At 71.2% G+C, this 20,991-nt stretch carries 21 protein-coding genes; 13 read left to right on the top strand and 8 right to left on the bottom strand.

The window, feature by feature from the left end:
• Positions 1-2: 2 nt before the first annotated feature.
• Both G6N60_RS01750 and G6N60_RS01745 read right to left on the bottom strand, forming a co-directional pair.
• Complete coding sequence (locus G6N60_RS01750) at positions 3-1,280, bottom strand: molybdopterin-dependent oxidoreductase (RefSeq protein WP_372510988.1); 1,278 nt, start codon at positions 1,278-1,280, stop codon at positions 3-5.
• A gap of 184 nt (positions 1,281-1,464) precedes the next feature.
• Entirely contained in the window at positions 1,465-2,676 is a 1,212-nt protein-coding gene (locus tag G6N60_RS01745) for a DUF7373 family lipoprotein (protein WP_163731679.1), read from the bottom strand.
• A 141-nt stretch (positions 2,677-2,817) separates the two neighbouring features.
• Between G6N60_RS01745 and G6N60_RS01740 the strand changes: the two genes are divergently transcribed.
• A complete protein-coding gene (locus tag G6N60_RS01740) occupies positions 2,818-3,381 on the top strand; it encodes a chorismate mutase (RefSeq protein WP_163731676.1) in 564 nt (187 codons plus the stop codon).
• Positions 3,382-3,586: 205 nt separating this feature from the next.
• On the top strand, positions 3,587-3,808 hold the full coding sequence (locus tag G6N60_RS01735) for a long chain fatty acid-CoA synthetase Faa4p (RefSeq protein WP_163731672.1): 222 nt from the start codon (positions 3,587-3,589) through the stop codon (positions 3,806-3,808).
• A gap of 53 nt (positions 3,809-3,861) precedes the next feature.
• Here the strand turns inward: G6N60_RS01735 and G6N60_RS01730 are convergent, their stop codons facing one another.
• A complete protein-coding gene (locus G6N60_RS01730; RefSeq protein WP_163731669.1) occupies positions 3,862-5,631 on the bottom strand; it encodes a sugar phosphate isomerase/epimerase and 4-hydroxyphenylpyruvate domain-containing protein in 1,770 nt (589 codons plus the stop codon).
• A 93-nt stretch (positions 5,632-5,724) separates the two neighbouring features.
• On the opposite strand from G6N60_RS01730, the gene G6N60_RS01725 reads away from it, so the two are divergent.
• The 4 genes from G6N60_RS01725 to G6N60_RS01710 all read left to right on the top strand — a co-directional run bounded on the left by G6N60_RS01725 (position 5,725) and on the right by G6N60_RS01710 (position 9,939).
• Positions 5,725-6,369, top strand: a complete 645-nt coding sequence (locus tag G6N60_RS01725) for a TetR/AcrR family transcriptional regulator (protein WP_163731665.1) — start codon at positions 5,725-5,727, stop codon at positions 6,367-6,369.
• A gap of 98 nt (positions 6,370-6,467) precedes the next feature.
• Positions 6,468-7,325, top strand: coding sequence for a shikimate dehydrogenase (locus G6N60_RS01720; RefSeq protein ID WP_163731662.1), 858 nt, complete (start codon positions 6,468-6,470; stop codon positions 7,323-7,325).
• A gap of 33 nt (positions 7,326-7,358) precedes the next feature.
• A complete protein-coding gene (locus G6N60_RS01715) occupies positions 7,359-8,702 on the top strand; it encodes an MFS transporter (RefSeq protein ID WP_163731660.1) in 1,344 nt (447 codons plus the stop codon).
• A 61-nt stretch (positions 8,703-8,763) separates the two neighbouring features.
• Positions 8,764-9,939 (top strand): 4-hydroxybenzoate 3-monooxygenase, encoded by a 1,176-nt coding sequence (locus G6N60_RS01710; RefSeq protein ID WP_163731655.1) that lies wholly within the window; start codon positions 8,764-8,766, stop codon positions 9,937-9,939.
• Here G6N60_RS01710 and G6N60_RS01705 read toward each other — a convergent pair.
• The gene (locus G6N60_RS01705) at positions 9,928-10,701 is read right to left on the bottom strand and encodes an IclR family transcriptional regulator (RefSeq protein WP_163731651.1); all 774 of its coding nucleotides are present in this window, start codon (positions 10,699-10,701) and stop codon (positions 9,928-9,930) included. The two genes, G6N60_RS01710 and G6N60_RS01705, sit on opposite strands and share 12 nt — an antisense overlap.
• A gap of 79 nt (positions 10,702-10,780) precedes the next feature.
• Between G6N60_RS01705 and pcaH the strand changes: the two genes are divergently transcribed.
• From pcaH to G6N60_RS01675, 6 genes are read left to right on the top strand one after another with little or no spacing between them, the layout of a single operon-like run.
• A complete protein-coding gene (gene pcaH / locus G6N60_RS01700; RefSeq protein WP_163731648.1) occupies positions 10,781-11,560 on the top strand; it encodes a protocatechuate 3,4-dioxygenase subunit beta in 780 nt (259 codons plus the stop codon).
• Positions 11,557-12,117, top strand: a complete 561-nt coding sequence (gene pcaG / locus G6N60_RS01695) for a protocatechuate 3,4-dioxygenase subunit alpha (RefSeq protein ID WP_163731645.1) — start codon at positions 11,557-11,559, stop codon at positions 12,115-12,117. The genes pcaH and pcaG overlap by 4 nt, the downstream gene beginning before the upstream one ends.
• The gene (gene pcaB, locus G6N60_RS01690) at positions 12,114-13,319 is read left to right on the top strand and encodes a 3-carboxy-cis,cis-muconate cycloisomerase (protein WP_163731642.1); all 1,206 of its coding nucleotides are present in this window, start codon (positions 12,114-12,116) and stop codon (positions 13,317-13,319) included. Before pcaG ends, pcaB begins: the two co-directional genes overlap by 4 nt.
• The gene (pcaDC, locus tag G6N60_RS01685; RefSeq protein ID WP_163731636.1) at positions 13,316-14,476 is read left to right on the top strand and encodes a bifunctional 3-oxoadipate enol-lactonase/4-carboxymuconolactone decarboxylase PcaDC; all 1,161 of its coding nucleotides are present in this window, start codon (positions 13,316-13,318) and stop codon (positions 14,474-14,476) included. The genes pcaB and pcaDC overlap by 4 nt, the downstream gene beginning before the upstream one ends.
• On the top strand, positions 14,473-15,165 hold the full coding sequence (locus G6N60_RS01680; RefSeq protein WP_163731633.1) for a 3-oxoacid CoA-transferase subunit A: 693 nt from the start codon (positions 14,473-14,475) through the stop codon (positions 15,163-15,165). The genes pcaDC and G6N60_RS01680 overlap by 4 nt, the downstream gene beginning before the upstream one ends.
• Entirely contained in the window at positions 15,162-15,812 is a 651-nt protein-coding gene (locus tag G6N60_RS01675) for a 3-oxoacid CoA-transferase subunit B (RefSeq protein ID WP_163731630.1), read from the top strand. The genes G6N60_RS01680 and G6N60_RS01675 overlap by 4 nt, the downstream gene beginning before the upstream one ends.
• A gap of 31 nt (positions 15,813-15,843) precedes the next feature.
• Here G6N60_RS01675 and G6N60_RS01670 read toward each other — a convergent pair whose 3' ends face one another.
• Positions 15,844-16,320 carry a nitroreductase/quinone reductase family protein gene (locus G6N60_RS01670; RefSeq protein WP_163731626.1) on the bottom strand — a complete coding sequence of 159 codons (477 nt, stop codon included), beginning with the start codon at positions 16,318-16,320 and terminating at the stop codon, positions 15,844-15,846.
• Positions 16,321-16,376: 56 nt separating this feature from the next.
• Here G6N60_RS01670 and G6N60_RS01665 point away from each other — a divergent pair, with 56 nt between their 5' ends.
• Positions 16,377-17,390, top strand: coding sequence for a CobW family GTP-binding protein (locus G6N60_RS01665; protein WP_163731623.1), 1,014 nt, complete (start codon positions 16,377-16,379; stop codon positions 17,388-17,390).
• Here G6N60_RS01665 and G6N60_RS01660 read toward each other — a convergent pair.
• The 3 genes from G6N60_RS01660 to G6N60_RS01650 all read right to left on the bottom strand — a co-directional run bounded on the left by G6N60_RS01660 (position 17,387) and on the right by G6N60_RS01650 (position 20,984).
• Entirely contained in the window at positions 17,387-18,271 is an 885-nt protein-coding gene (locus G6N60_RS01660) for an endonuclease/exonuclease/phosphatase family protein (RefSeq protein ID WP_246240192.1), read from the bottom strand. The two genes, G6N60_RS01665 and G6N60_RS01660, sit on opposite strands and share 4 nt — an antisense overlap.
• Positions 18,272-18,278: 7 nt before the next feature.
• The gene (locus tag G6N60_RS01655) at positions 18,279-19,463 is read right to left on the bottom strand and encodes a metallophosphoesterase (RefSeq protein ID WP_163731620.1); all 1,185 of its coding nucleotides are present in this window, start codon (positions 19,461-19,463) and stop codon (positions 18,279-18,281) included.
• Between the two features lie 72 nt (positions 19,464-19,535).
• A complete protein-coding gene (locus G6N60_RS01650) occupies positions 19,536-20,984 on the bottom strand; it encodes an aminotransferase class I/II-fold pyridoxal phosphate-dependent enzyme (protein ID WP_246240189.1) in 1,449 nt (482 codons plus the stop codon).
• Positions 20,985-20,991: the final 7 nt, after the last annotated feature.

Genomic DNA, 20,991 nt, shown 5'->3' with positions numbered 1-20,991 from the left:
GATCACACCTCCCGGAATTCGATCGAGGCGACCCACTTGGTGCAGTGCACACCGGGCAGCGCGGGCACGATGATGCGCGCGGGATGACCGTGATCCAGCGACAGATCGGCGCCGTTGACCCGAAGCGCCAGCAGCGCCTGCGGGTTGAGCACCTGATTGCGTTGCAGCCGAGCATGATTGAACGCCCCGAAGCGCTCCAGCGAGGACACCACCGCCGAACCGGGCGACGGGCGGCCCGCGGCGGCGGCCAGGTCCGCCAGCCGCACGCCCGACCACGTCTGCACCGTCGACCAGCCCTCCACGCAGGCCAGCGGCAGCTCGACGGTGTGCTGCGGCATGGCGGCCAGCGCCGCGCGGTCCAGCACCACCGGAGCGGGCCCGCCCAGCAGCTGCAGCCGCCACCGCTCACCGGTCAGCGCGGGGTCGATGCGCGCCGTGGCGGCGGTGCGGTTGATCTGAAAGTCGTTAGGGCCGTTGCCATAGCTGCGGCCCCGCGGCAGCAGGATCGCCAGGTGGCGCGTCCAGCCGCCGACGGTCTGCCCCACCGTCAGCACCGCCACCAGCAGGGCGCCACCCCCGACGACGGCGAGGATGCCGCGTCGGCTCAACGTCGGCGGGTCCGGGTCGGGGGCGACGAGCCCGTCGGGGTCAAGCGGTTCGGGCACCGTGTCGGCACGCGAGGTGCGCAGCACCGCCAGGAACGACCGCGAGCGCAGGCTGCGGATCATCGTCGGCAGCTTGATCGCCACGTGGGAGACGAACCCGGCGATGAACACCCACGCACCGAAGTAGTGCGCGGTGTAGAAGCTGAACCCGAAGATGTAGTCGTACTGAATGTTGAGCACGCCGGTGACGATCTCGAACAGCACGCCGCCCACGATCATCAGCAGCGAGATGCGTTCCAGCACGGTGGCCGCCGAACGGGCCGGCGGCCAGGCGAACAACCGCGGAATGACCGACCACAGCTTGGCCAGCACCACCGGGATCATGATCAACCCGAGGCCGACGTGCAGGCCCTGGGTCAGGCGGTACAGCCAGCTCGGATTGCTCGGCCAGTCGAATGACGGCAGCTTCAGCCAACCGACGTCGAAGGGGATGGCCATCCCGAACTTCGGCCCGTAGGCGATGTAGGACAGCAGCCCCGTGATGATCACGATCGGCAGGACCACCAGCAGGACGGCGCCGAAGACCGACGTCAGCCACGGCCCGCGCAATGGGCTACGCCAGCGGATCCGCGACAGCCCAGGGGGAGGATGGTTCTCCAGCGTTCGCCACAGCACGGCCGGAAAGCCGTGCCGGGGGTTCTCGTCGAGTTCGGGGGGTTCGCTGCGCACGTGTACCCATTCGTTGCCGTGGACGGGGCGGACAGGTGGTGGTGTCCCCTCGGCACGCGTACGTTACGCGCCGACGCTGGATCTAGCGCGTCGGTTGCACAGGACGCTCAGCTGGTGGTCAGCAGGACGTTCAGCTGGTGGTCAGCAGGACGTATTGGGCGGACAGCTGCTGCCGTGCGTCGTCGAGCGTGCCTGCGAGCGCCTCGATCGCATACCGTCCGGCGGGGACCACGCAGTAGAACGCCTTCGGGAGTTGGTAGCAGTGGTTGTCGGGCAGGACCTTGACCCCGTCGGCCGGCTTGGCGGAACCGTCGCTCGAGACCTCCTTGTCGAAGGCATTGGTGACCATGAGCGCCGAGCCCTCGTCCCTGGTCTGGTAGACGTTCGTCGCGCCGATGGCGACCGCCGTCGTACCGGTGTCCTTGAAGAGCGTGGCCGACGCCTTCGGGTTGCTCTGGAAGTGCTCGGCCCCGCGCGGGGCGTAGACCCCGTTCTTTGCGTTCTGCCCCGCCACCGCGGGCAGGGTCTTCGCCAGCAGCCCGGTCGGGTCCAGTGGCACGGCGGCCAGGTCGGCAGCCGGGGTGAACTGGTCGATCACCGGGGCCTGGGTGTCGATGGCCTTGGCCGCCAGCGCGGTGGCGCGGTCCACGCCGTCGACCGACTGGATGAATTGCATGAACACGTAGGGTCCGTGCGCGGCGAAGGACCTGACGGTCGCCTTCACCCGGGTCGATCCGTGCGGGGTGAAGGGATAGGTGGCCGCGACGGCCTCGGGATGACCGGGGATGGGCACGATCGTCGGCGTCACGCCCATGACGGGCTGGGCGGCCGATGCCGCGCCCATCGCGGTCGCCGCCGCCGCCGCGGCCGCCGGATCGGGAAACCGCATGACCGCGTTGAGCATCGACGTCTTGTCGGGGTCCTGCCGGGCCGAGGCGAACCCGTTGATCATGCCGTGCTGCTTCGCGGCGGCCGCGATCGACTCGGGCCCGAGATCCTGCAGTACGTCCGGTGTTCCGAGGACGTAGAAGCTGCCGAGGTACGTGTCGATGAGCGCGTCGTCGACCTCCCACGGGCCGACCACGAAGTCGGCCATGTGCTCGGCGTCGGCGACCGCCCCGAGGCCGGGGTTGCCCGAGACCCCAAGTGGCGGGCGGGGTTTCGTCGGATACGTGCCGACGTCGAGCTGAGACGCGCTGATGACGGGCCGCGGCGGCGGCGAGCTGACGGCGGTGCCCGAGTTCTTCTCGGTGGCCGTCGCGTGATCGGTGCCCCCGCCGCCACAGGCGGCCAGGATCAGCGCACAGGCACCGATGACACCGATCTGTTGGTTGCGCCGCATGACGTCTCCTGTCGTTACCCCCGGGGGCACCAACATAGTCGGCGATCCCTGGTCCGGTCGTTCATTTGCTGGACGCGGGAGGTCGCCGGCCCGGTTATCCTTCGACCCGACGGGTCGGTGACCGGATGGCGGGAGACGGGGATGCGGACGGCTGCGGTGGTGGGCGCGACGGTCGGCGCGATGCTGGCGATCGCGGCCGTAGCGCCGGCCGCCAGGGCCGACGACCCGAGTCCGCTCTACGCGTTGGTCGACGCCGCGGCGCACCGGCTGCAGACGGCCCAGGACGTGGCCGCGTCCAAGTGGATCACCGGCGGCCCGATCCAGGACCCACCCCGGGAGCGCCAGGTGCTCGACGCCGTCTCGGCCGAGGCCAGGGACCGCGGCGTCGACCAGGACGTCGTGCGGCGGGCGTTCCGCGACCAGATCGACGCGACGGTGGCCGTCGAATACGGGCTCTTCAGCGACTGGAAGCTCGACCCCGCCGGCGCCCCGACGACGGCGCCGGACCTCGCGGCCTCACGCACCACGATCGACACGCTCAACCGCACCATCGTGAATGAGATTGCGAGCCAATGGGGTTCACTGCACTCCCCCGCCTGCGACGGTGAGCTCGCGGTCGCCAGGGACGCCGTCGTCGCCGAGCGCCGCCTCGACGACCGCTATGGGCGGGCGCTCGCGTTCGCGACGCGTTCCTACTGCGGGTGAAACGCTGGGTGAAACCTTGGCGTCGGCACCCTGACGCCCCCGTGCCGAGGGCCTCTGACCGGCGCATATCACCGTCGTCAAGCGATTAGGCGATCGGGCTATCCACGCATTACTCTTGCGCGCGGCTCGTCGTCGACCCAGGAAACCTCTCATGCCCATTCAGTCCACTCTGCGTCACTCGCAGACCCTTCGCAGCAACCGCCGGATGAGCTTCGCTCCCCGGGTCAGCTGCCCCACCGTCGGTCAGTGCTTCGACATCGAGGTCACCCGCGAGCTCGACGGCTGGACGGTCCGGATCCCCGAGATCGCCGCCGTGACCCACGCCCGCCGCCGCGCCACGGTCGAGCTGGCGGCGCGCGAGTGCATCGCCGCGAAGACCGGCATCCCGATCGGCTACGTCACCGTCTTCGTCGCGACCGAGGATTAGTCCCGCGATTCGTGTCGTTTGGGGAGCGCTCGCCGCTCCTGAACCGACACGAATCACGCGGTGACGGAGCGCTGCGCAGCCAACCGCACGGGTGCATTGTCCGTGCCGTAGCCGTCGTAACCCTCGATGCGCTGGAGGAATTCGAAGAACACCGTGCCCACGGTGCGGGTGTAGAAGTGGACGAACGCGCCGTCGGCGCTGCGGTCGTAGAGCAGGTCGAGCTCGCGCAACTCGGCGACGGTCTCCGCGTCGACGCCGAACCTCCCCGCCACGTAGTCGTAGTAGTTGTCGGGGACCGACAGGAACCGCAGCCCTCGCGCTCGCGCCGCGCGGGCGAGACCAATCACGTCGCTGCAGGCGAATGCCACGTGCTGCGGCATGGCGGCCGCTTCGAGAACCTGCGGTGCGACGTTGAGCGGCAAGCGAATCGAGCCGTCCGCGGTCCGCATGACCTGGCTGCGCACCAGCCCGGTGGGCCCGGCGAATTCCGTCGGCGCGTCGGCGGACAGCCCGAACACACTCGTCAGGAACAGCACGGCCTCGTCGGCGGTCTGCCACGGCACGGCGAGGTTGACGTGGTCGATCGCGCAGACGCCATGGTCGGGCCGCGGCGGGAGCCCGTTCTCGAACTCCGACACCCACGCCGGCGCGCTGCCCGCCGGTGGTGCGCCGACCCAGAAGAACTCGGTGCCGTCGGGTCCGACCGCGCCGTCGAGGGGCTGTTCGGTGGCGTAGGTCCGCCGGTAGGCCGTCGGCGCCATCAGGTCGGCGGCGCGGCGGGTGGTGGCCGCCGCGTCGGGCACCAGCAGGCCCACCGACGCGACCCGGGGCGCCACGTCGCGCGCTTGGTGCCCGTTGAGCACGATGCGAACATCGCCTGCGGCCCAAAGGGTTACGGGCTTGGTGCGGTGCCGCCCGCGCGACGTGAAGCCGAGCTGGTCGAGCAGGATCTCGACCTCGCTGGTGTCCTCGGCCTTCAGCTCGACGAAGTCGAAACCCACCGGCGGCTTGGCATCGGTGACGTTGCCGTGCAGCCACACCAGCGACCTCAGGGCGTGGACCGCGGTGCGATCGGGATCGGTCTGCCGGAAGGTGTCGTTGAAGACCTCCAGCGACAGCGGGCCGTCGTATCCGGTGGCCAGCACGTGCGCGACGAAGGTCGCCAGGTCGAAGTCGCCCTCGCCGGGGAACAGCCGGTGGTGGCGGCTCCACGACAGCACGTCCATCGACAGTGCGGGGGCGTCGGCGAGTTGCAGGTAGAAGATCTTGTCGCCCGGAATGTCCTCGATGGCCGCCGGGTCGTGACCGCGCGAGAGGACGTGGAAGCTGTCGAGGCACACCCCGACGGCCGGATGGTCGGCCAATTCGACGATGCGCCAGGCCCGTCGGTAGTCGTCGACGAAGCGCCCCCACGCCAACGCTTCGAACGCGATTCGCACACCGTGCTCCCGGGCGACGTCGCCGAGGCGGCGCAGCTGCGCGGCGGAGTGTGCGTCGGAGTCGACGGTCGCGGTCGCCACGTTGCTGCACACCAGGACGGTCGAGATGCCGAGGCGCCGGGCCGTCGCGAACGTCGCGGCGGCGCGCCGGAGGTTCTCGGCGAACGTCGCCTCGTCGACGCCCTCGACGTCGCGCAGCGGTTGATAGAGATCCAGCGACAGGCCCAGTCGCTCGGCGAGCGCGCGGATCTCCTCGGGGCTGTGATCGCTGGCGATGAGGTCGGGTTCGAAGATCTCGACCCCGTCGAAACCGGCCGCCGCGCAGGCGTGCAGCTTCTCGACGAGGGACCCGCTGATGGACACCGTTGCGATGGACGTCTTCATGGTGTGCCTCCAATCACACACCAATGTACTAAACGGTTAATACATTGGGAAGCCGCCCCGTCGAACGGTTCGCTGCGGCACTAAGCTGCCCGGGTGACCGCCGCCCAGCCGAAACGGGAACCGCAGCGCGACGCCGAGCGGACGCGCGCCGAGGTCCTGGCCGTCGCGACCGAGGTGTTCGCCGAATCCGGCTACTCCGGCGCGCGGGTCGACGAGATCGCCGAGCGAACCCGCACCACCAAGCGGATGATCTACTACTACTTCGGCGGCAAGGAGCAGCTCTACCTCGCCGTCCTCGAGAACGCCTACCGGGGCATCCGCGACGCCGAGCAGAAGCTCCAGGTCGATCACGTCGACCCCGTGGAGGCCATGCGCCGCCTGGCCGAGCTGACCTTCGACCACCACCTCGACCACCAGGACTTCATCCGGCTGGTCTCGATCGAGAACATCCACCGGGGCGAATACATCAGCCGCCTGGACTCGCTGCGCACGCTGTCGCAGCCGGCCACCTCACTGCTCGACGACCTGCTGGCGCGGGGTCGCGCGCAGGGCGCCTTCCGCACCGACGTAGACGCCCTCGACGTGCACATCGTGATCAGCTCCTACTGCGTGTTCCAGGTGGCCAACCGGCATACGTTCGGCTTCCTCTTCGGCGTGGACTTCACCGAACTCGGCCATCGTGCGCACCTGCGCCGGATGATCGGCGACGTGGTCGTCGGGTGGCTCGTAAACCGGTGAACGAGATCCGGCTCACCTCCGCGTCTTGACGAGACGCACGCCACACTGGTCTACTCTTCCGTACGTACTAGTTAGTACATAGACGGAAGGCGGACGGCATGGGCGGCAGACCCCTCCTCGTCGGGCTCGTCGGCACGGGCGTCGGCCCGTCCCTGACGCCCGCGCTGCACATGGCCGAGGGCCGGGCGCACGGCCTCGACTACGTGTACCGGACCATCGACCTGGACGACGTCGGCGTCGCACCCGAACGCATCGGCGAGATCCTCACCTGGGCGCGGGCCCTCGGCTATGACGCACTGAACGTCACGCACCCCTGCAAGCAACTCGTCATCCCCCACCTCGACACCGTCGACGCCGCGGCCGCCGCGCTCGGCGCGGTCAACACCGTCGTCTTCGAGGCCGACCGGACGGTCGGCTACAACACCGATGCGCCCGGGTTCGGCACCGGATTCGCCGAGGGACTGCCGGGGGCGGACACCGACGACGTCGTCCTGCTCGGCGCGGGCGGAGCGGGCGCGGCGGTCGGGCACGCCCTGCTCGAACTCGGCACCGACCACCTCGTGGTCGTCGATCTCGACGTCGACCGCGCGACCGCGCTGGCGGGTCAACTGTCCGCGCGGCATCCGAACGCCCGCGTCGACGCGTCGGCCTTCGACAAGCTCGCCGTCCTGCTGGCCCAGGCCGACGGCCTCGTGCACGCCACGCCCACCGGGATGGCCGAACACCCCGGCCTACCCCTCGACGAGGGCCTGCTGCACCCGGGGCTCTGGGTCGCCGACATCGTGTACCGACCGCTGGACACCGCCCTGCTCACCGCGGCGCGCCGGCTCGGCTGTCGCACGCTCGACGGTGGACACATGGCCGTCCACCAGGCGACCACCGCCTTCGAACTGATCACCGGCCGCGCCGCGGACGCCGCCAGGATGTCACGGCACTTCCGCAGCCTCGTCGGCTGATTCACCCCCGCTTCCAGACCAGGAGGACCGCAGATGACCGCCACCCACCCCGTCGCAGCAGGGGGTCCCGCGCGCACGCCGCGCCGGGCCGCGCTGGCCAGCTTCATGGGCAGCGCCGTCGAGTACTACGACTTCTTCCTGTTCGGACAGGCCGCCGCGCTCGTCTTCCCAAGGGTCTTCTTCCCGTCCGGCGGTAGCGAGGGCGCACTGGTGATGTCGTTCGCGACGTTCGGCGTCGCCTACTTCGCGCGTCCCTTCGGGGCTTTCGTCCTCGGCCACTTCGGCGACCGCATCGGCCGCCAGCGCGTGCTGATGTTCACGATCGTCCTGATGGGTCTGTCGACCTTCGCGATCGGCTGTCTCCCGACGTACGGCACCGCCGGGTACCTCGGCCTCGGCCTGTTGGTGCTCTGCCGTCTGCTGCAAGGCTTTTCGGCCGCCGGCGAGCAGGCGGGCGCCAGCTCGCTGACATTGGAACACGCGCCCGACCACCGCCGCGCGTTCTTCACGTCGTGGACGCTGACCGGCACCCAGGGCGGTCTGATCCTCGCCTCGCTGGTGCTGATCCCGTTCGTCACGCTGTCCGACGACGCCGAACTGGCGTGGGGTTGGCGAGTTCCGTTCTGGCTCAGCGCAATCGTCGTCCTCGTCGCCTATTTCATCCGCCGCAAGCTGCACGAGACGCCGGAGTTCGAGGAGGCCAAGGCCGCGGGCACGCTGGCGCGCGTGCCGCTCAAGCCGCTGCTGCGCGACCACTGGCGCGACGTGCTGCGGGTCATCGTGTGCGCGTTCATCGCCGCGGTGTCCACGGTGTTCGGCACGCTGGCCATCGCCTACGGCAAGAAGGTCGGGCTGCCCGCGGACATCACGCTGTGGCTCGTCGTCGTGGCCAACGTCGTGGCCCTGGGCACGCAGCCGCTGTTCGGCATGCTCGCCGACCGGATCGGCCGCAAGCCGGTCTTCGTCTACGGCGCGCTGGCCTCGGCCGCGCTCATGCCGTTCTACATGCTGTCGATGAGCAACCCCGACCACACGTGGACGTTCGTGCTCGCCGTGGCGACCTTCGCGCTGGGCTACGGCGCCGCCAACGCCGTGTGGCCCTCGTTCTACAACGAGATGTTCAGCACCGAGGTGCGCTTCTCGGGGGTCGCGATCGGCACCCAACTCGGGTTCCTGGTGGCGGGCTTCGCGCCGACGATCGTCACCGCCCTCGGCGGCGTCCGCGAGGGCGGCTGGGTCGTCATCAGCGTGTTCACCGCCGTGGTATGCGTGATCGCCGCCGCGGCGGCGCTGACCGCCCGCGAGACCAGCGGCGTCCCGACGGTCCTGCTCGGCAAGACCGCGCCGACCGCGACGCAGGACCTCGTCCACCACTGAGGTTCCACTCAGCGGAAGCCGCGTCTATCGCTGTCGCGCGCCGGTGGTCTTGACTGCAGCCATGCGCCAGCGGACCCGTGTCGCCATCGTCGGAGCCGGCCCGGCCGGAATGCTGCTCGCCCACCTGCTCGACGCGCACGGCATCGAGTCGGTGATCGTCGAGACCCGTTCGCAGGCATACGTTCTCGCCAGGATCAGGGCGGGCATCCTCGAACACTCCACGGTCGAACTGCTGCGGTCGGTCGGACTCGGGGACCGGCTCGACGCCGAAGGACTGCCCCACCGCGGGATCTACCTGCAGACCCCGCAGGAGCGTCATCACCTCGACTTCGTCGACCTCGTCGGGCGCCAGGTCTGGGTGTACGGGCAGACCGAGGTGCAGAAGGATCTGGTGGCGGCCAGGACGCGCGCCGGGCAGGCGGTCTACTACGGCGTCGCCGACGTCGAACTCGACGACCTGACGACCGACCGGCCGACGGTGCGGTTCACCGACGCCGACGGCGTGCAGCGCACGCTCGAGGCCGACGCGGTGGCCGGCTGCGACGGGTCGTTCGGACCCAGCCGGGCCGCCATTCCGGCCGCGGTCACGAGCGTCTGGGAGCGGACCTACCCGTATTCGTGGCTGGGCGTCCTGGCGTCGGTGCCACCGTCGACCGACGAGCTGATCTACGCCTGGCATCCCGACGGGTTCGCGATGCACTCGATGCGCTCGGCGCAGGTCAGCAGGCTCTACCTCCAGGTGCCCAACGGCACCCGCGTCGACGAGTGGTCGCACGACCGCATCTGGGAGGCACTGTCGACGCGGCTCGGCCACACCGGTTGGGAGCTCGCGGCGGGTCCGATCACCGAGGCCGCCGTCCTGCCGATGCGTAGCTTCGTGCAGAGTCCGATGCGCCACGGCCGGCTGTTCCTGGCCGGCGACGCCGCGCATATCGTGCCGCCCACCGGGGCCAAGGGCCTCAACCTCGCGGTCGCCGACGTGGCGCTGCTGGCCCGCGCGCTGGCCGCCCTGCTCGTCGACGGCGACGCAGGACCCGCGGACGCCTACTCGGAGACCGCGCTGCGCCGGGTGTGGCGCTGTACGCACTTCTCCTGGTGGATGACCAGCATGCTGCACACCTCGGGCGACCCGTTCGACGCACAGCTCCAAATGTCGCAGCTGCGTTGGCTCTTCAGCAGCACCGCGGGTGCGACCGGGCTGGCCGAGAACTACGCCGGGTTGCCGCTAGACCTGTGAGGCGCGGTCGCGGGCGGCCAGGGTGCGCGTCACGCCGCGAGCCGCGACCTGCAGTGCGGTGACGAGCCGCTGCTTGTCGCGGCGCAGGGACGGGACCACCATTCCGAGCGCCGCAACGACGTCGTCGTCCTCCGAGAACACCGGCACCGCAACCGAACACGCGCCGAGCGTCATCTCCTCCTGGGTCGCGGCGTACCCGTCGCGACGGACCCGCCGCAACTGCTCGCCGAGCACCCCGGCATGCACGACGGTGTAGGGCGTGACCCGCGTCAGCATGGTGAAGGCCTGGCGCTGGACGGCGTCGGGGGCGTGGGCCAGCAGCACCTTGCCGACACCCGTGGCATGCAGCGGCAGCCGCGATCCGATCTGGCTGACGACGGGCACCGACGCGTGCCCGGACAACCGGTCGAGGTAGAGCACCTCGACCCCGTCGCGCACGGCCAGGTGCACGGTCGCCAGCGTGGCGCCGTAGATGTCGTGCAGGAACGGCGACGCCAGTTCGCGCAGGCCGGTGTGCACGGGGGCGAGCAGGCCGAGGTCCCATAGCCGTTGACCAATCACGTACTGCCCGTTGGGTTCCCGCCACACCGCGCCCCACTCCAGCAGCTCGCCGATCAGGCGGTGTGCGGTGGGCACAGGAACGACGGCCCGGCGCGCCATCTCGGTCAGGGTGAGCCGACGGTGGCCGGCGTCGAACGCACCAAGGAGCGCCAACGCCTTCGACGTCACGGTGGCACCCGGTGTGGTCGCGTTGCCTGACACCGTGCCACTATCGCATGGCCCTTCCGCTCAGCGGAAGCCGTGTGTTCCGCACCACGTCGGCCGGCCCTAGCCTCGAGTCATGACGCCAGCCACCACCACCTCGTCCGACAGCGCCCTGGCCAGCCAGGCGGACGTCAGCGCCGAGATCGCCGCGGCCGAAACCGCCTATCAGCGCGCCGGCGTCGAGGAGACGCAGCCCCGGCTGGACTACCCGCCGTACCGCAGCAGCCTGCTGCGCCACCCGACGAAGGACCTCCAGCCCACCGACCCCGAGGGCATCGAGCTCTGGACGCCCTGCTTCGGCAGGCGCGACGTCGACGCACTGGAGTCCGACCTCACCATCGCGCACGCGGGCTCCCCGATCGGCGAGCGGATGGTGGTCACCGGACGGGTCGTCGACGGCGACGGCAGGCCGGTGCGCGGACAGCTCGTCGAGATCTGGCAGGCCAACGCCGCGGGTCGCTACATCCATCAACGTGACCAACACCCCGCCCCCCTCGACCCGAACTTCACCGGCGTCGGACGGTGCCTGACCGACGACGACGGGTACTACCGGTTCACGACGATCAAACCCGGCCCGTATCCGTGGAAGAACCACCACAATGCCTGGCGGCCCGCACACATCCACTTCTCGCTGTTCGGAACGGAATTCACCCAGCGGATGGTCACCCAGATGTACTTCCCCGGCGACCCGCTCTTCGCGCTCGATCCGATCTACCAGTCGATCACCGATCAGAAGGCGCGCGACCGCCTGGTCGCCACCTACGACCACGACGTCACGACCCACGAGTGGGCCACCGGATACCGGTGGGACGTCGTGCTGACCGGTTCTGCCCGCACCCCCATGGAGGATTCGTGAACACCGTGCTCACCGCGACCCCCGGCCAGACCGTCGGCCCGTTCTTCGGGTACGCCCTGCCCTACGAGCGGGGCAGCGAGTTGGTCCCGCCCGGCTCACCCGGCGCGATCCGGCTGCACGGCGTGGTCACCGACGGTGCGGGTCACCCCGTTCCCGATGCGCTGCTGGAGATCTGGCAGGCCGACGCCGACGGCCGCGTCCCGACCGCGACCGGTGGGCTGCGCCGCGACGGCTGGACCTTCACAGGGTGGGGTCGCGCCGCCACCGATGGCGAGGGCCGATACTCCTTCTCGACCGTGCTGCCCGGACCGTCGAAACCCGATGCGGCACCGTTCATTGCGATGGTCGTCTTCGCCCGGGGCCTGCTGAACCGCCTGTTCACCCGCGTCTACGTACCCGGCGCCCAGCTCGCCAACGACCCGCTGCTGGCATCGCTGCCCGCCGACCGTCGCGATACCCTCGTCGCGGTGCCCGACGACCGCGGGCTGCGATTCGACATCGCCCTGCAGGGCGACCGGGAGACCGTGTTCCTGCGCTACCCCGGCCACCGCCCGTGACCGACCTGTTCTGGCCGGGGGACCACCTCGCCGGTGAGCTGATGAGCGACCGCGCCTTCCTGCGCGCGATGCTGGCCGTCGAGCAGGCGTGGCTCGACGCCCTCGTCGACGGGGGCATCGCACCGGCCGCGGCGCGGGTTACCCTGACCGGCCTGGTGGACGACGATGACGGGGAAACCCCTGCGCGCCAGGCGGATTCCGATGGCAACCCCGTCTCGGCCCTGGTCGCGTTGCTGCGCGAGCGCACGGCCGAACCGACGTCGCGCTGGATCCACCGCGGGCTGACCAGTCAGGACGTCGTCGACACTGCACTGATGCTGTGCCTGCGCGACGCGCTCGACCGCCTCGCCGAGCAGATCGCCGAACAGGTCGACGCGCTGGCTGCATTAGCCGACGCGCACCGCGGCACCCCGATGCTCGCCCGCACCCTGACTCAGCCCGCGCTGCCCAGCACCGTCGGAGTCCGGGTCGCCGCGTGGCTGACCGGTCTGCTCGACGCCGCGACACCCGTTGTCGGGCTTCGTGACTCGCTACCCGTCCAGCTCGGCGGTGCGGTCGGCACGCTGGCCGCGATCGTCGAGCTGGCCGGTTCGGTCGAGGGCGCGGTCGCGCTGAGCGACACCGTGGCCGTCGCGCTGGGGTTGGCCCCGGCGCTGCCGTGGCACACCACGCGCGCGCCGCTGACCCGCATCGGCGACCTGCTGGTCGGGCTCTGCGACGCCTGGGGGCACCTCGCCACCGACGTCGCCACGGGCAGCAGGAGCGAGATCGGCGAGTTCGTCGAGGGGACCGGGGGCGGATCCTCGACCATGCCGCACAAGCACAATCCCGTCGCGGCGGTCCTGCTTCGGCGGACCGCGCTGACCGCCGCCCCGCTGGCCGCCACCCTGCACACGGCCGCGGCGCTCACCGTGGACGAGCGCGCCGACGGCGCCTGGCACGCCGAGTGGGCCACCGTGCGCACCCTCGCGCGCCGCACCGTCGTCGCCGCCGCACACGCCACCGCGCTGGTGACCGGGCTGCGGGTCGACGCCGACCGCGCGGCCGCCAACCTCGCCGCGGCGGCCGACCTGCGCGCCGAACAGTCCACGATGGCGAAACTGGTTGGTCGCGAACCAGAGTCGTCCTACCTCGGCGCCGCCGACCTCGTCGTCGCTGCGGCGCTCGACCGTGCCAGCCGCTACCGAAAGGATCCCTCGTGACTGTCCCACGCCTCGTCGGCACCGACGTCGGCGGTCCGGCCGACGCCCCCGTGCTGCTGCTCGGGCCGTCGCTCGGCACGTCCGCCGACACGCTGTGGAGCCGCGCGGCCCAGCACCTGCGCGCGCACCTGCGCGTCGTCGCGTTCGACCTGCCCGGTCACGGCCGCAGCCCCGTCGGGGCGCCCGTCACCATCGCCGACCTCGCCGCCGGGGTGCTCGCGCTGGCCGACCGCCTCGGCGCCGACACGTTCCACTACGCCGGTGATTCCGTCGGCGGCTGCATCGGCCTGCAGCTGCTGCTGGATGCGCCGGACCGCGTGCGCACGGCCACCCTGCTGTGCACGGGAGCGTCGATCGGAGACGCGGCGGGCTGGCGCGAGCGCGCCGCCACGGTCCGCGCGGAGGGCACGACCGCACTGCTCGGCGGCGCCGTGCAGCGCTGGTTCGCCCCCGGCTTCGCCGACCGTCAGCCCGAGCGGGCGGCGGCCCTGCTCGCCGCCCTGCGCGACACCGACGCCGAGGGTTACGCCCAGGTCTGCGACGCCCTGGCGGCCTTCGACGTCACCGCGCGGCTACCGGAGATCGGCGCTCCCGTGTTGGCCGTCGCGGGCGCCGCCGACGTGCCGACCCCACCGGAGTCGTTGGCGCGCATCGCCTCTGGCGTGCGCAACCGTGGGCTCGAGGTGCTCGACGGCGTCGGGCACCTGGCGCCCGCCGAGGCGCCCACGCGGGTCGCCGAACTCATCGCCGCGCACTGCGGCATCCCGGGCGGGCGGCCCACCACCACCGACGCCGTCCACGACGCGGGCCTGGCCGTCCGCCGTGCGGTGCTCGGCGACGCGCACGTCGACCGGGCGATCGCCGCCACCACCGACCTCACCGCCGACTTCCAGCGCATGATCACCGAGTACGCCTGGGGCACCATCTGGACCCGACCCGGCCTGGACCGCCGCAGCCGGTCGCTGATCACGCTGACCGCGCTCGTCGCCCGCGGCCACCACGAGGAACTCGCGATGCACCTGCGCGCCGCGCGCCGCAACGGGGTCACCCTCGACGAGATCAAGGAGTTGCTGATGCAGACCGCCATCTACTGCGGGGTCCCCGACGCCAACACCGCGTTCCGGATCGCCACCCGCGTGCTGGAGGAAGAGCAGTGAGCCGCACCGAGATTCACGACGACGCCGCCGGCGCCGTCGCGGGCATCGCCGACGGTTCGACCGTCCTCGTCGGGGGTTTCGGGATGGCGGGCATGCCCACCACGCTCATCGACGCGCTGATCGCCCAGGGTGCCCGCGGACTCACCATCGTCAGCAACAACGCCGGCAACGGCGACACCGGGCTGGCCGCCCTGCTGGCCGCAGGGCGGGTCGACAAGGTCGTCTGCTCGTTCCCGCGCCAGACCGACTCCTACGTCTTCGACGAGCTGTACCGGGCGGGCCGGGTCCAGTTGGAGGTGGTGCCGCAGGGCAACCTCGCCGAACGCATCCGCGCGGCGGGCGCGGGCATCGGCGCGTTCTTCTGCCCCACGGGCGTCGGCACCCCGCTGGCCGAGGGCAAGGAGACCCGCACCATCGACGGCCGCGACTACGTCCTGGAGTACCCGATCCACGGTGACGTCGCGCTGATCGGCGCGCATCTCGGCGATACGGCGGGAAACCTGTTGTACCGCAAGACCGCTCGCAACTTCGGGCCCGTGATGGCCACCGCCGCCGCGCTGACCATCGCCGAGGTCGACCGCGTGGTGCCCGCCGGTGACGTCGACCCCGAGATCGTCGTCACGCCGGGCATCTTCGTCGACCGCATCCTGAACCTCTCGCCCGCGCACCGCTCGGGGCTGGCGTCGTGACGGCGACTCCCGTCGAGCATCTCGACCGCGGGCCGCTGGACCGCCACGAACTTGCGGCGCTCGTCGCCCGCGACATCCCCGCCGGGTCCTACGTCAACCTCGGCATCGGGCAGCCGACGTCGGTGGCCGACTACCTCGACCCCGCGGCCGGGGTGGTGCTGCACACCGAGAACGGCATGCTGGGCATGGGGGGCCGGGCGTCCGGCGATGCCATCGACCCCGACCTCACCAACGCGGGGAAGATCCCCGTCACCGAGACCGCGGGCGCGTCGTACTTCCACCACGCCGACTCGTTCGCGATGATGCGCGGCGGCCACCTCGACGTGTGCGTGCTCGGGGCGTTCCAAGTGAGCCATCGCGGCGATCTGGCCAACTGGCACACCGGCGCGCCGGACGCCATCCCCGCCGTGGGCGGTGCGATGGACCTCGCGATCGGCGCGAAGGACGTCTTCGTGATGATGACGCTGTTCGCGAAGGACGGCACGGCCAAGCTGGTCCCCGAATGCACCTATCCGCTCACGGGTCTGCGGTGCGTCAGCCGCGTCTACACCGACCACGCCCTGTTCGAGATCGCGGCCGACGGCGTGCGCGTCCTCGAGACGTTCGGCTCGACCGCCGCCGAAATCTCCGCGACTTGTGGAGTCTAGGGAGCGCTCGCCGCTCCCCAAACTCCACGAATCACGCGGTGAAGACGTCGATCGGGCGTCCCGGCCGCAGCATGACCACCGGGATGTGGCGCGTCGTGGCCGTCTGATAGCCGAGGTAGGGCGGATAGAGGTGCGTCATGTACGCCCACACCTGGTGGCGCTCCTCGGCCTCCGGCTCGCGCCACGTCGCCTCGAAGGCCTGGGTGGCGATCTGGACGCCGATGGTCTCGCTCGCCACGATGTTGCGGTACCACTGCGGGTCGGTGTCGGCACCGCCCTTGGACGCCACGATGACGATCTCCCCGGCGACGTTGCCGTAGATCAGCGGGGTGACGTAGACCCGGCCCGACGTGCGGCCGACCACCTTGATCAGGCAGTGCGTGGTGAACGCGTGGCCACCGACCGAGGTGAGGTCGAGGACGTGGCCGCGGGCTCCGCCGGAGCTCAGGTACTCCTCGAGATGATCGGTGACCCAGTCACGGGTCGATGCGGCGTCCACCTCGGTCATGGGCGTGTCCTCCTCGGTCTCGGACCCGACACTACTGACCCGCCTACACTCTGCGGGTGCCCGCCATCCCCGTCATCGCGCTGACCGGATATCTCGGCGCAGGCAAGACGAGCCTGCTGAACCACGTGCTGCGGGCGCCGGATGCCCGAATCGGCGTGGTGATCAACGACTTTGGCGACGTCAACGTCGACGCCGGACTGGTCACCGGCCAGGTCGACGAGCCCGTGTCGATCGCGGGCGGCTGCGTCTGCTGCCTCGACGACGAGAACGGACTCGACGCGGCACTGGAGAAGCTCGCCGACCCACGCCTGGCGCTCGACGCGATCATCGTCGAGGCGAGCGGCCTCGCCGACCCCGTCGCGGTGTCGCGGATGCTGCGGTTCAGCGGCGTCGAGGGGGTGCGCCACGGCGGCGTCGTCGACGTCATCGACGCCGTCACCCACTTCGACGTCGTCGACCGCGGCGGCGCACCGCTCGCGCGCTACGGGGCGGCATCGCTCATCGTCGTCAACAAGCTCGACCAGCTCCCCGACGACGCCCGCGACGAGGAACTGAAGCGCATCGAAGTTCGCATCCGGGAACGCAATCCGCAGGCCCACGTGGTCGGCGCGATCGGCGCGCGGATCGATCCCGCACTGCTCTACGACGTCGCCGACGCCGACGACGGCTCGGGTCAGCTGTCGATCCGCGAGCTGCTGCTCGACGCCCACGCCGAGGACCACCACCACGTCCACGCCGCGGCGGTGACCGTCGGCAGCGACGGCTGCGTCGACCCCGGCGCGCTGCTCGACCTCCTCGAGGATCCGCCGGCGGGGGTCTACCGGATGAAGGGCACCGTCGCCGTCCGGGGCAGGCGGGTCCGCCGCTACGTGGTGAACGTCGTCGGCACGTCGGTGCACGTCGCCACGGCGCGCGAGAACAACGGGCCCAACACGCTGGTGGCCATCGGCACGCACTTCGACGCCGACGCCGTGCGCGCCAGGGTGCGGGCCGCGCTGCAGGCGCACGACGGCCCTGCCGACGCGGTGGGCCTGCGCCGGCTCCAGCGCCACCGGCGGCTCAGCCTCTAGCGTCGCCAGAACCATTGGTGCCGAACGTCTTCGGCGAGCACGTCACGGCGTCGCAGGCGGCACCGCACGCCGAAGTGGTCCGACGGGAACACCCGCGGCAGGTCGGCGGACAGCGGCTCGGTGCCGAGCAGCTCGATGTCCGTCGGCGCCCAGCGGTCACCCTTGACCAGCACGCGGTCGAAGCGGACGTGGCGGTGCTTGTTCTTGCTGTCGTAGCGCATCAGGTTGATCGACGTGTCCTCGGTGTAGCCGTCCTCGCGCGGGCGCAGCGCGGGCCACACGTCGCAGAACGGGTGGGTAATGATGCCGTTCTCGGAGTCGCGCATGTTGAAATCGCCGAGCACGACGGCACTCTCGGCCCGTCGCAGTGCGCCGAACACCCGGCCGAGCTGCCGCTCGCGCAACCGCGTCGACGCCTTGCCGCTCTCCAGGTGGACGCCGGCGATCACGACGGGCCGGCCGCCGACCGTCAGCTCGGCCACCAGGAACCCGCGCTGCAGGCGCGTCGGCAGCCGCGTGTAGGTGACCCGGTCGAGCGGCAGGCGGGACAGCAGCAGCAGGCCGTAGTTGCCGACGGCGCGGCCCGTGACGGCGGCACGGCGGTAGCGCACCCGGATCCACGGCTGCTCGAGGAACAGCGCCAGCGCTTCGGGGGTCACCTCCTGAAACACCATGACGTCCGGGGGGTTTCGCGACAGCAGCTGTGCGATGGCCCGCCAGCGGTCCTGCGCGTGGAAGTCGCTGAACCAGATGTTGAACGTCGTCAGCACCAGCTCGTCGCGGTCGGTGGCGCCGGGCCCCGCGGTCCGGCCCGCGGGCACCCAGCGGTTGGCCGTCGCGTCGAACCTCGCGACGGGCACGTCGACGCGACGCGACCTCACCCGCGCGTCACGCCCTGCGCAGGGTCAGCACCGTGATCTCACTCGGTGCGAAGACCCGAAACGGCGGACCCCAGAATCCCGTACCGCGGCTGGTGTAGAGCTGCGTGCGCTCGCCGTGCCGGCTCAGACCGTGCACCACGGGCTGGTCGAGCCGGACCAGGACGTTGAACGGCCAGATCTGCCCGCCGTGCGTGTGCCCGGAGATCTGCAGGTCCACCCCCGCCCGCACGGCGGCGGGGATCTGCTTGGGCTGATGGGCGAGCAGCAGGATCGGCAGCTCCGGGTCGGCGTCCGCGAGCGCCTTCGGCAGGTCCGCGCCGTGGCCCGCGGTGCCCGATCCGCGCGCGGTCGCGTCGTCGACACCCGCGACGATCAGCCGGTCACCCCCGCGTTCGACGACGACGTGCGCGTTGTGCAGCGCGTTCCAGCCGATGCCCGTCATGTAGTCGAGCCAGGACTGCGCCTCGCTGAAGTACTCGTGGTTGCCCGTCACGTACACGCGGGCCAGCCGCGCCCGCACCGCGGCCAGCGGACGCACCTGCTGATCGCGCACGGCGGGCATGCCGTCGGCGAGGTCGCCGACGTGACACACGACGTCGGCGTCGATCTCGTTGACCCGGTCGGCGACGAGCGTCGACCATCGGGTCCGGTCGATGGGGCCGTAATGGGTGTCGGTGATCATGGCGACGCACAGACCGTCGAGACCCTCGCCGAGGCGGGGGATCACCACGTCGACGCGCTTCGTCCGCGGCAGCCGCATCGCCTCGACGAAGCCCCAGATCAGCAGGACCGCCACCACGACGACGACCGCGAGCGCCACGACCCGCGACCGCGCCGGATCAGCGACGCCGGCCAGGGCCAACGCCAGCCGCAGTAACTGCGCCAGCACCGACCAGACGAACAGCACCCAGATCGCGCCCAGGAGCGTGTCGCCGGTGACCGCCGCGCCGTCGAGGTGGCGCCTGCCCTGCCCCAGCGCCATCGCCACGGGCAGGCCGACGAACGCCGCGGCGAATGCGACGGTCCCGACGATCACCACCGGCGTCGGCCAGTGGGTCCCGGCCGACAGCAGCGTCCACCACGGCACTCCCAGCAGGACGAACGCGATCACGAAGACGACGACGCGGCGGACGAGGCCGCGACGGCGTTCGCGCGCGGCGGTCTCCACGACGACTGCCGGGGTGTCTGACATCAGCGGGGAGCCTCGTTCCGGGTTGCTGCGGGATTCCCGCCGAGGCTACCTGCGGACGCGGCCGGTGACCGGCTAGCGCACGACGGTGAGGAATTCCAGCGTCGGGTCCGCGGCGCTGATCGGGTTGCCCGCGTCGCGCAGCGCGGTCAACAGGTCGAGCACGTCGCGGTCGAGCCGCTCCCCCGGCATCACCAGGGGGATGCCCGGCGGGTAGGGCGTGATGGCCTCGGCCGAGATGCGGCCCGCGGCGCGGGTCAGGTCGACCGTCTCCGCGGCGGCGAAGTAGGCCTCCCGCGGCGTCAGCACCTGTTCGGGCCGCATGGTCAGCAACTCGGGGCGCACCGCGGGCGGGCCGTCGCCCCGCCGCCGACCGGCGTGCTCGGCGACCTCGGCGAAACCGGCCACCAGCCGGTCCAGGTCCGACGCGGTGGTACCGATCGTCGTGATGCACAGGACGTGCCCGGCACCGCTGAGCTCGGGCTGCACACCGTGCACGTCGTTGAGCCGCCGCAGGACGTCCCTGGCTGGCTGGTTCAGGCCCGCCGTCCCGACGAGCAGCTTGGTCTCGTCGAGCTGGTGCAGTCCCGTGCCCGCGCCGGCGAGGTGTTCGGGCCGTAGCACCGTCAGACCCGGGATGGCGGCCAGCCGGTCGGCCGTGTCGCGGGCGCGAACGAGGTTCTGCTGCAACATGTCTCGGCCGTCGAGCATCATCTGGCGGCGCGCGAGGTCGATCGACGCCATGATCGCGAAGTGCGGGCTGGTGGTCTGGATCAGCTGCAGGGCGCGCCGCACGGCTGCCTCCTCCAGCACCGCCGGGTCGACGTGCAGCACCGCCGCCTGGCTCAGACCCGACAGGATCTTGTGCACCGACTGCACCGTCGCCGCGGCCCCCGCCGTCTCGGCGGCCGTCGGCAGGTCGGGGTGGAAGGCGAAGTGCGGTGAGTGCGCGCCGTCGACGAGGAGGACGGCCCCGTGGCGGCGGCAGGAGTCGGCCAGCGCGGCGACGTCACCGGTGGTGCCGTAGTAGGTCGGGTGCAGTATCCACAGGGCGGTGGCTCCGCTCTCGCCGAACGCCCGCTCCACGACGTCGACGTCCACGCCGTGCGCGACCCCGAATCGGTCGTCCCAGCGCGGCTCGAGCCAGACCGGCCGCGCGCCGACCTGGACCAGGCCCGCGAGGACCGACTTGTGCGCGTTGCGGGCCACCAGCACCGGTTCGCCGGGGCGCAGCGCCGACAGCGCGACCGCCACGTTCCCGCTCGTCGACCCCTGAACCATGATGAAGCTCTTGCCGACGCCCCACGCGTCGGCGATCAACGCCTCGGCCTCCGCGATCGGACCCTCGGGGCAGTGCAGGGTGTCGGTGTCGGGCAGGTTGTTCAGGTCGACGTCGGCGAGGTGGTCGCGAAACCAGGGGTCCAGCGTCCGGCCGCCCTTGTGGCCCGGGCTGTAGAACGGCGCCTGCCCGCGTTCGACGAACCGCCTCAGCGAGTCGAATAGCGGTGCGGCCCCGTGGTTCACGACGACC

This window comes from Mycolicibacterium madagascariense (assembly GCF_010729665.1).
Taxonomy (GTDB): domain Bacteria; phylum Actinomycetota; class Actinomycetes; order Mycobacteriales; family Mycobacteriaceae; genus Mycobacterium; species Mycobacterium madagascariense.
This window is presented reverse-complemented; position numbering and strand designations above follow the sequence as displayed.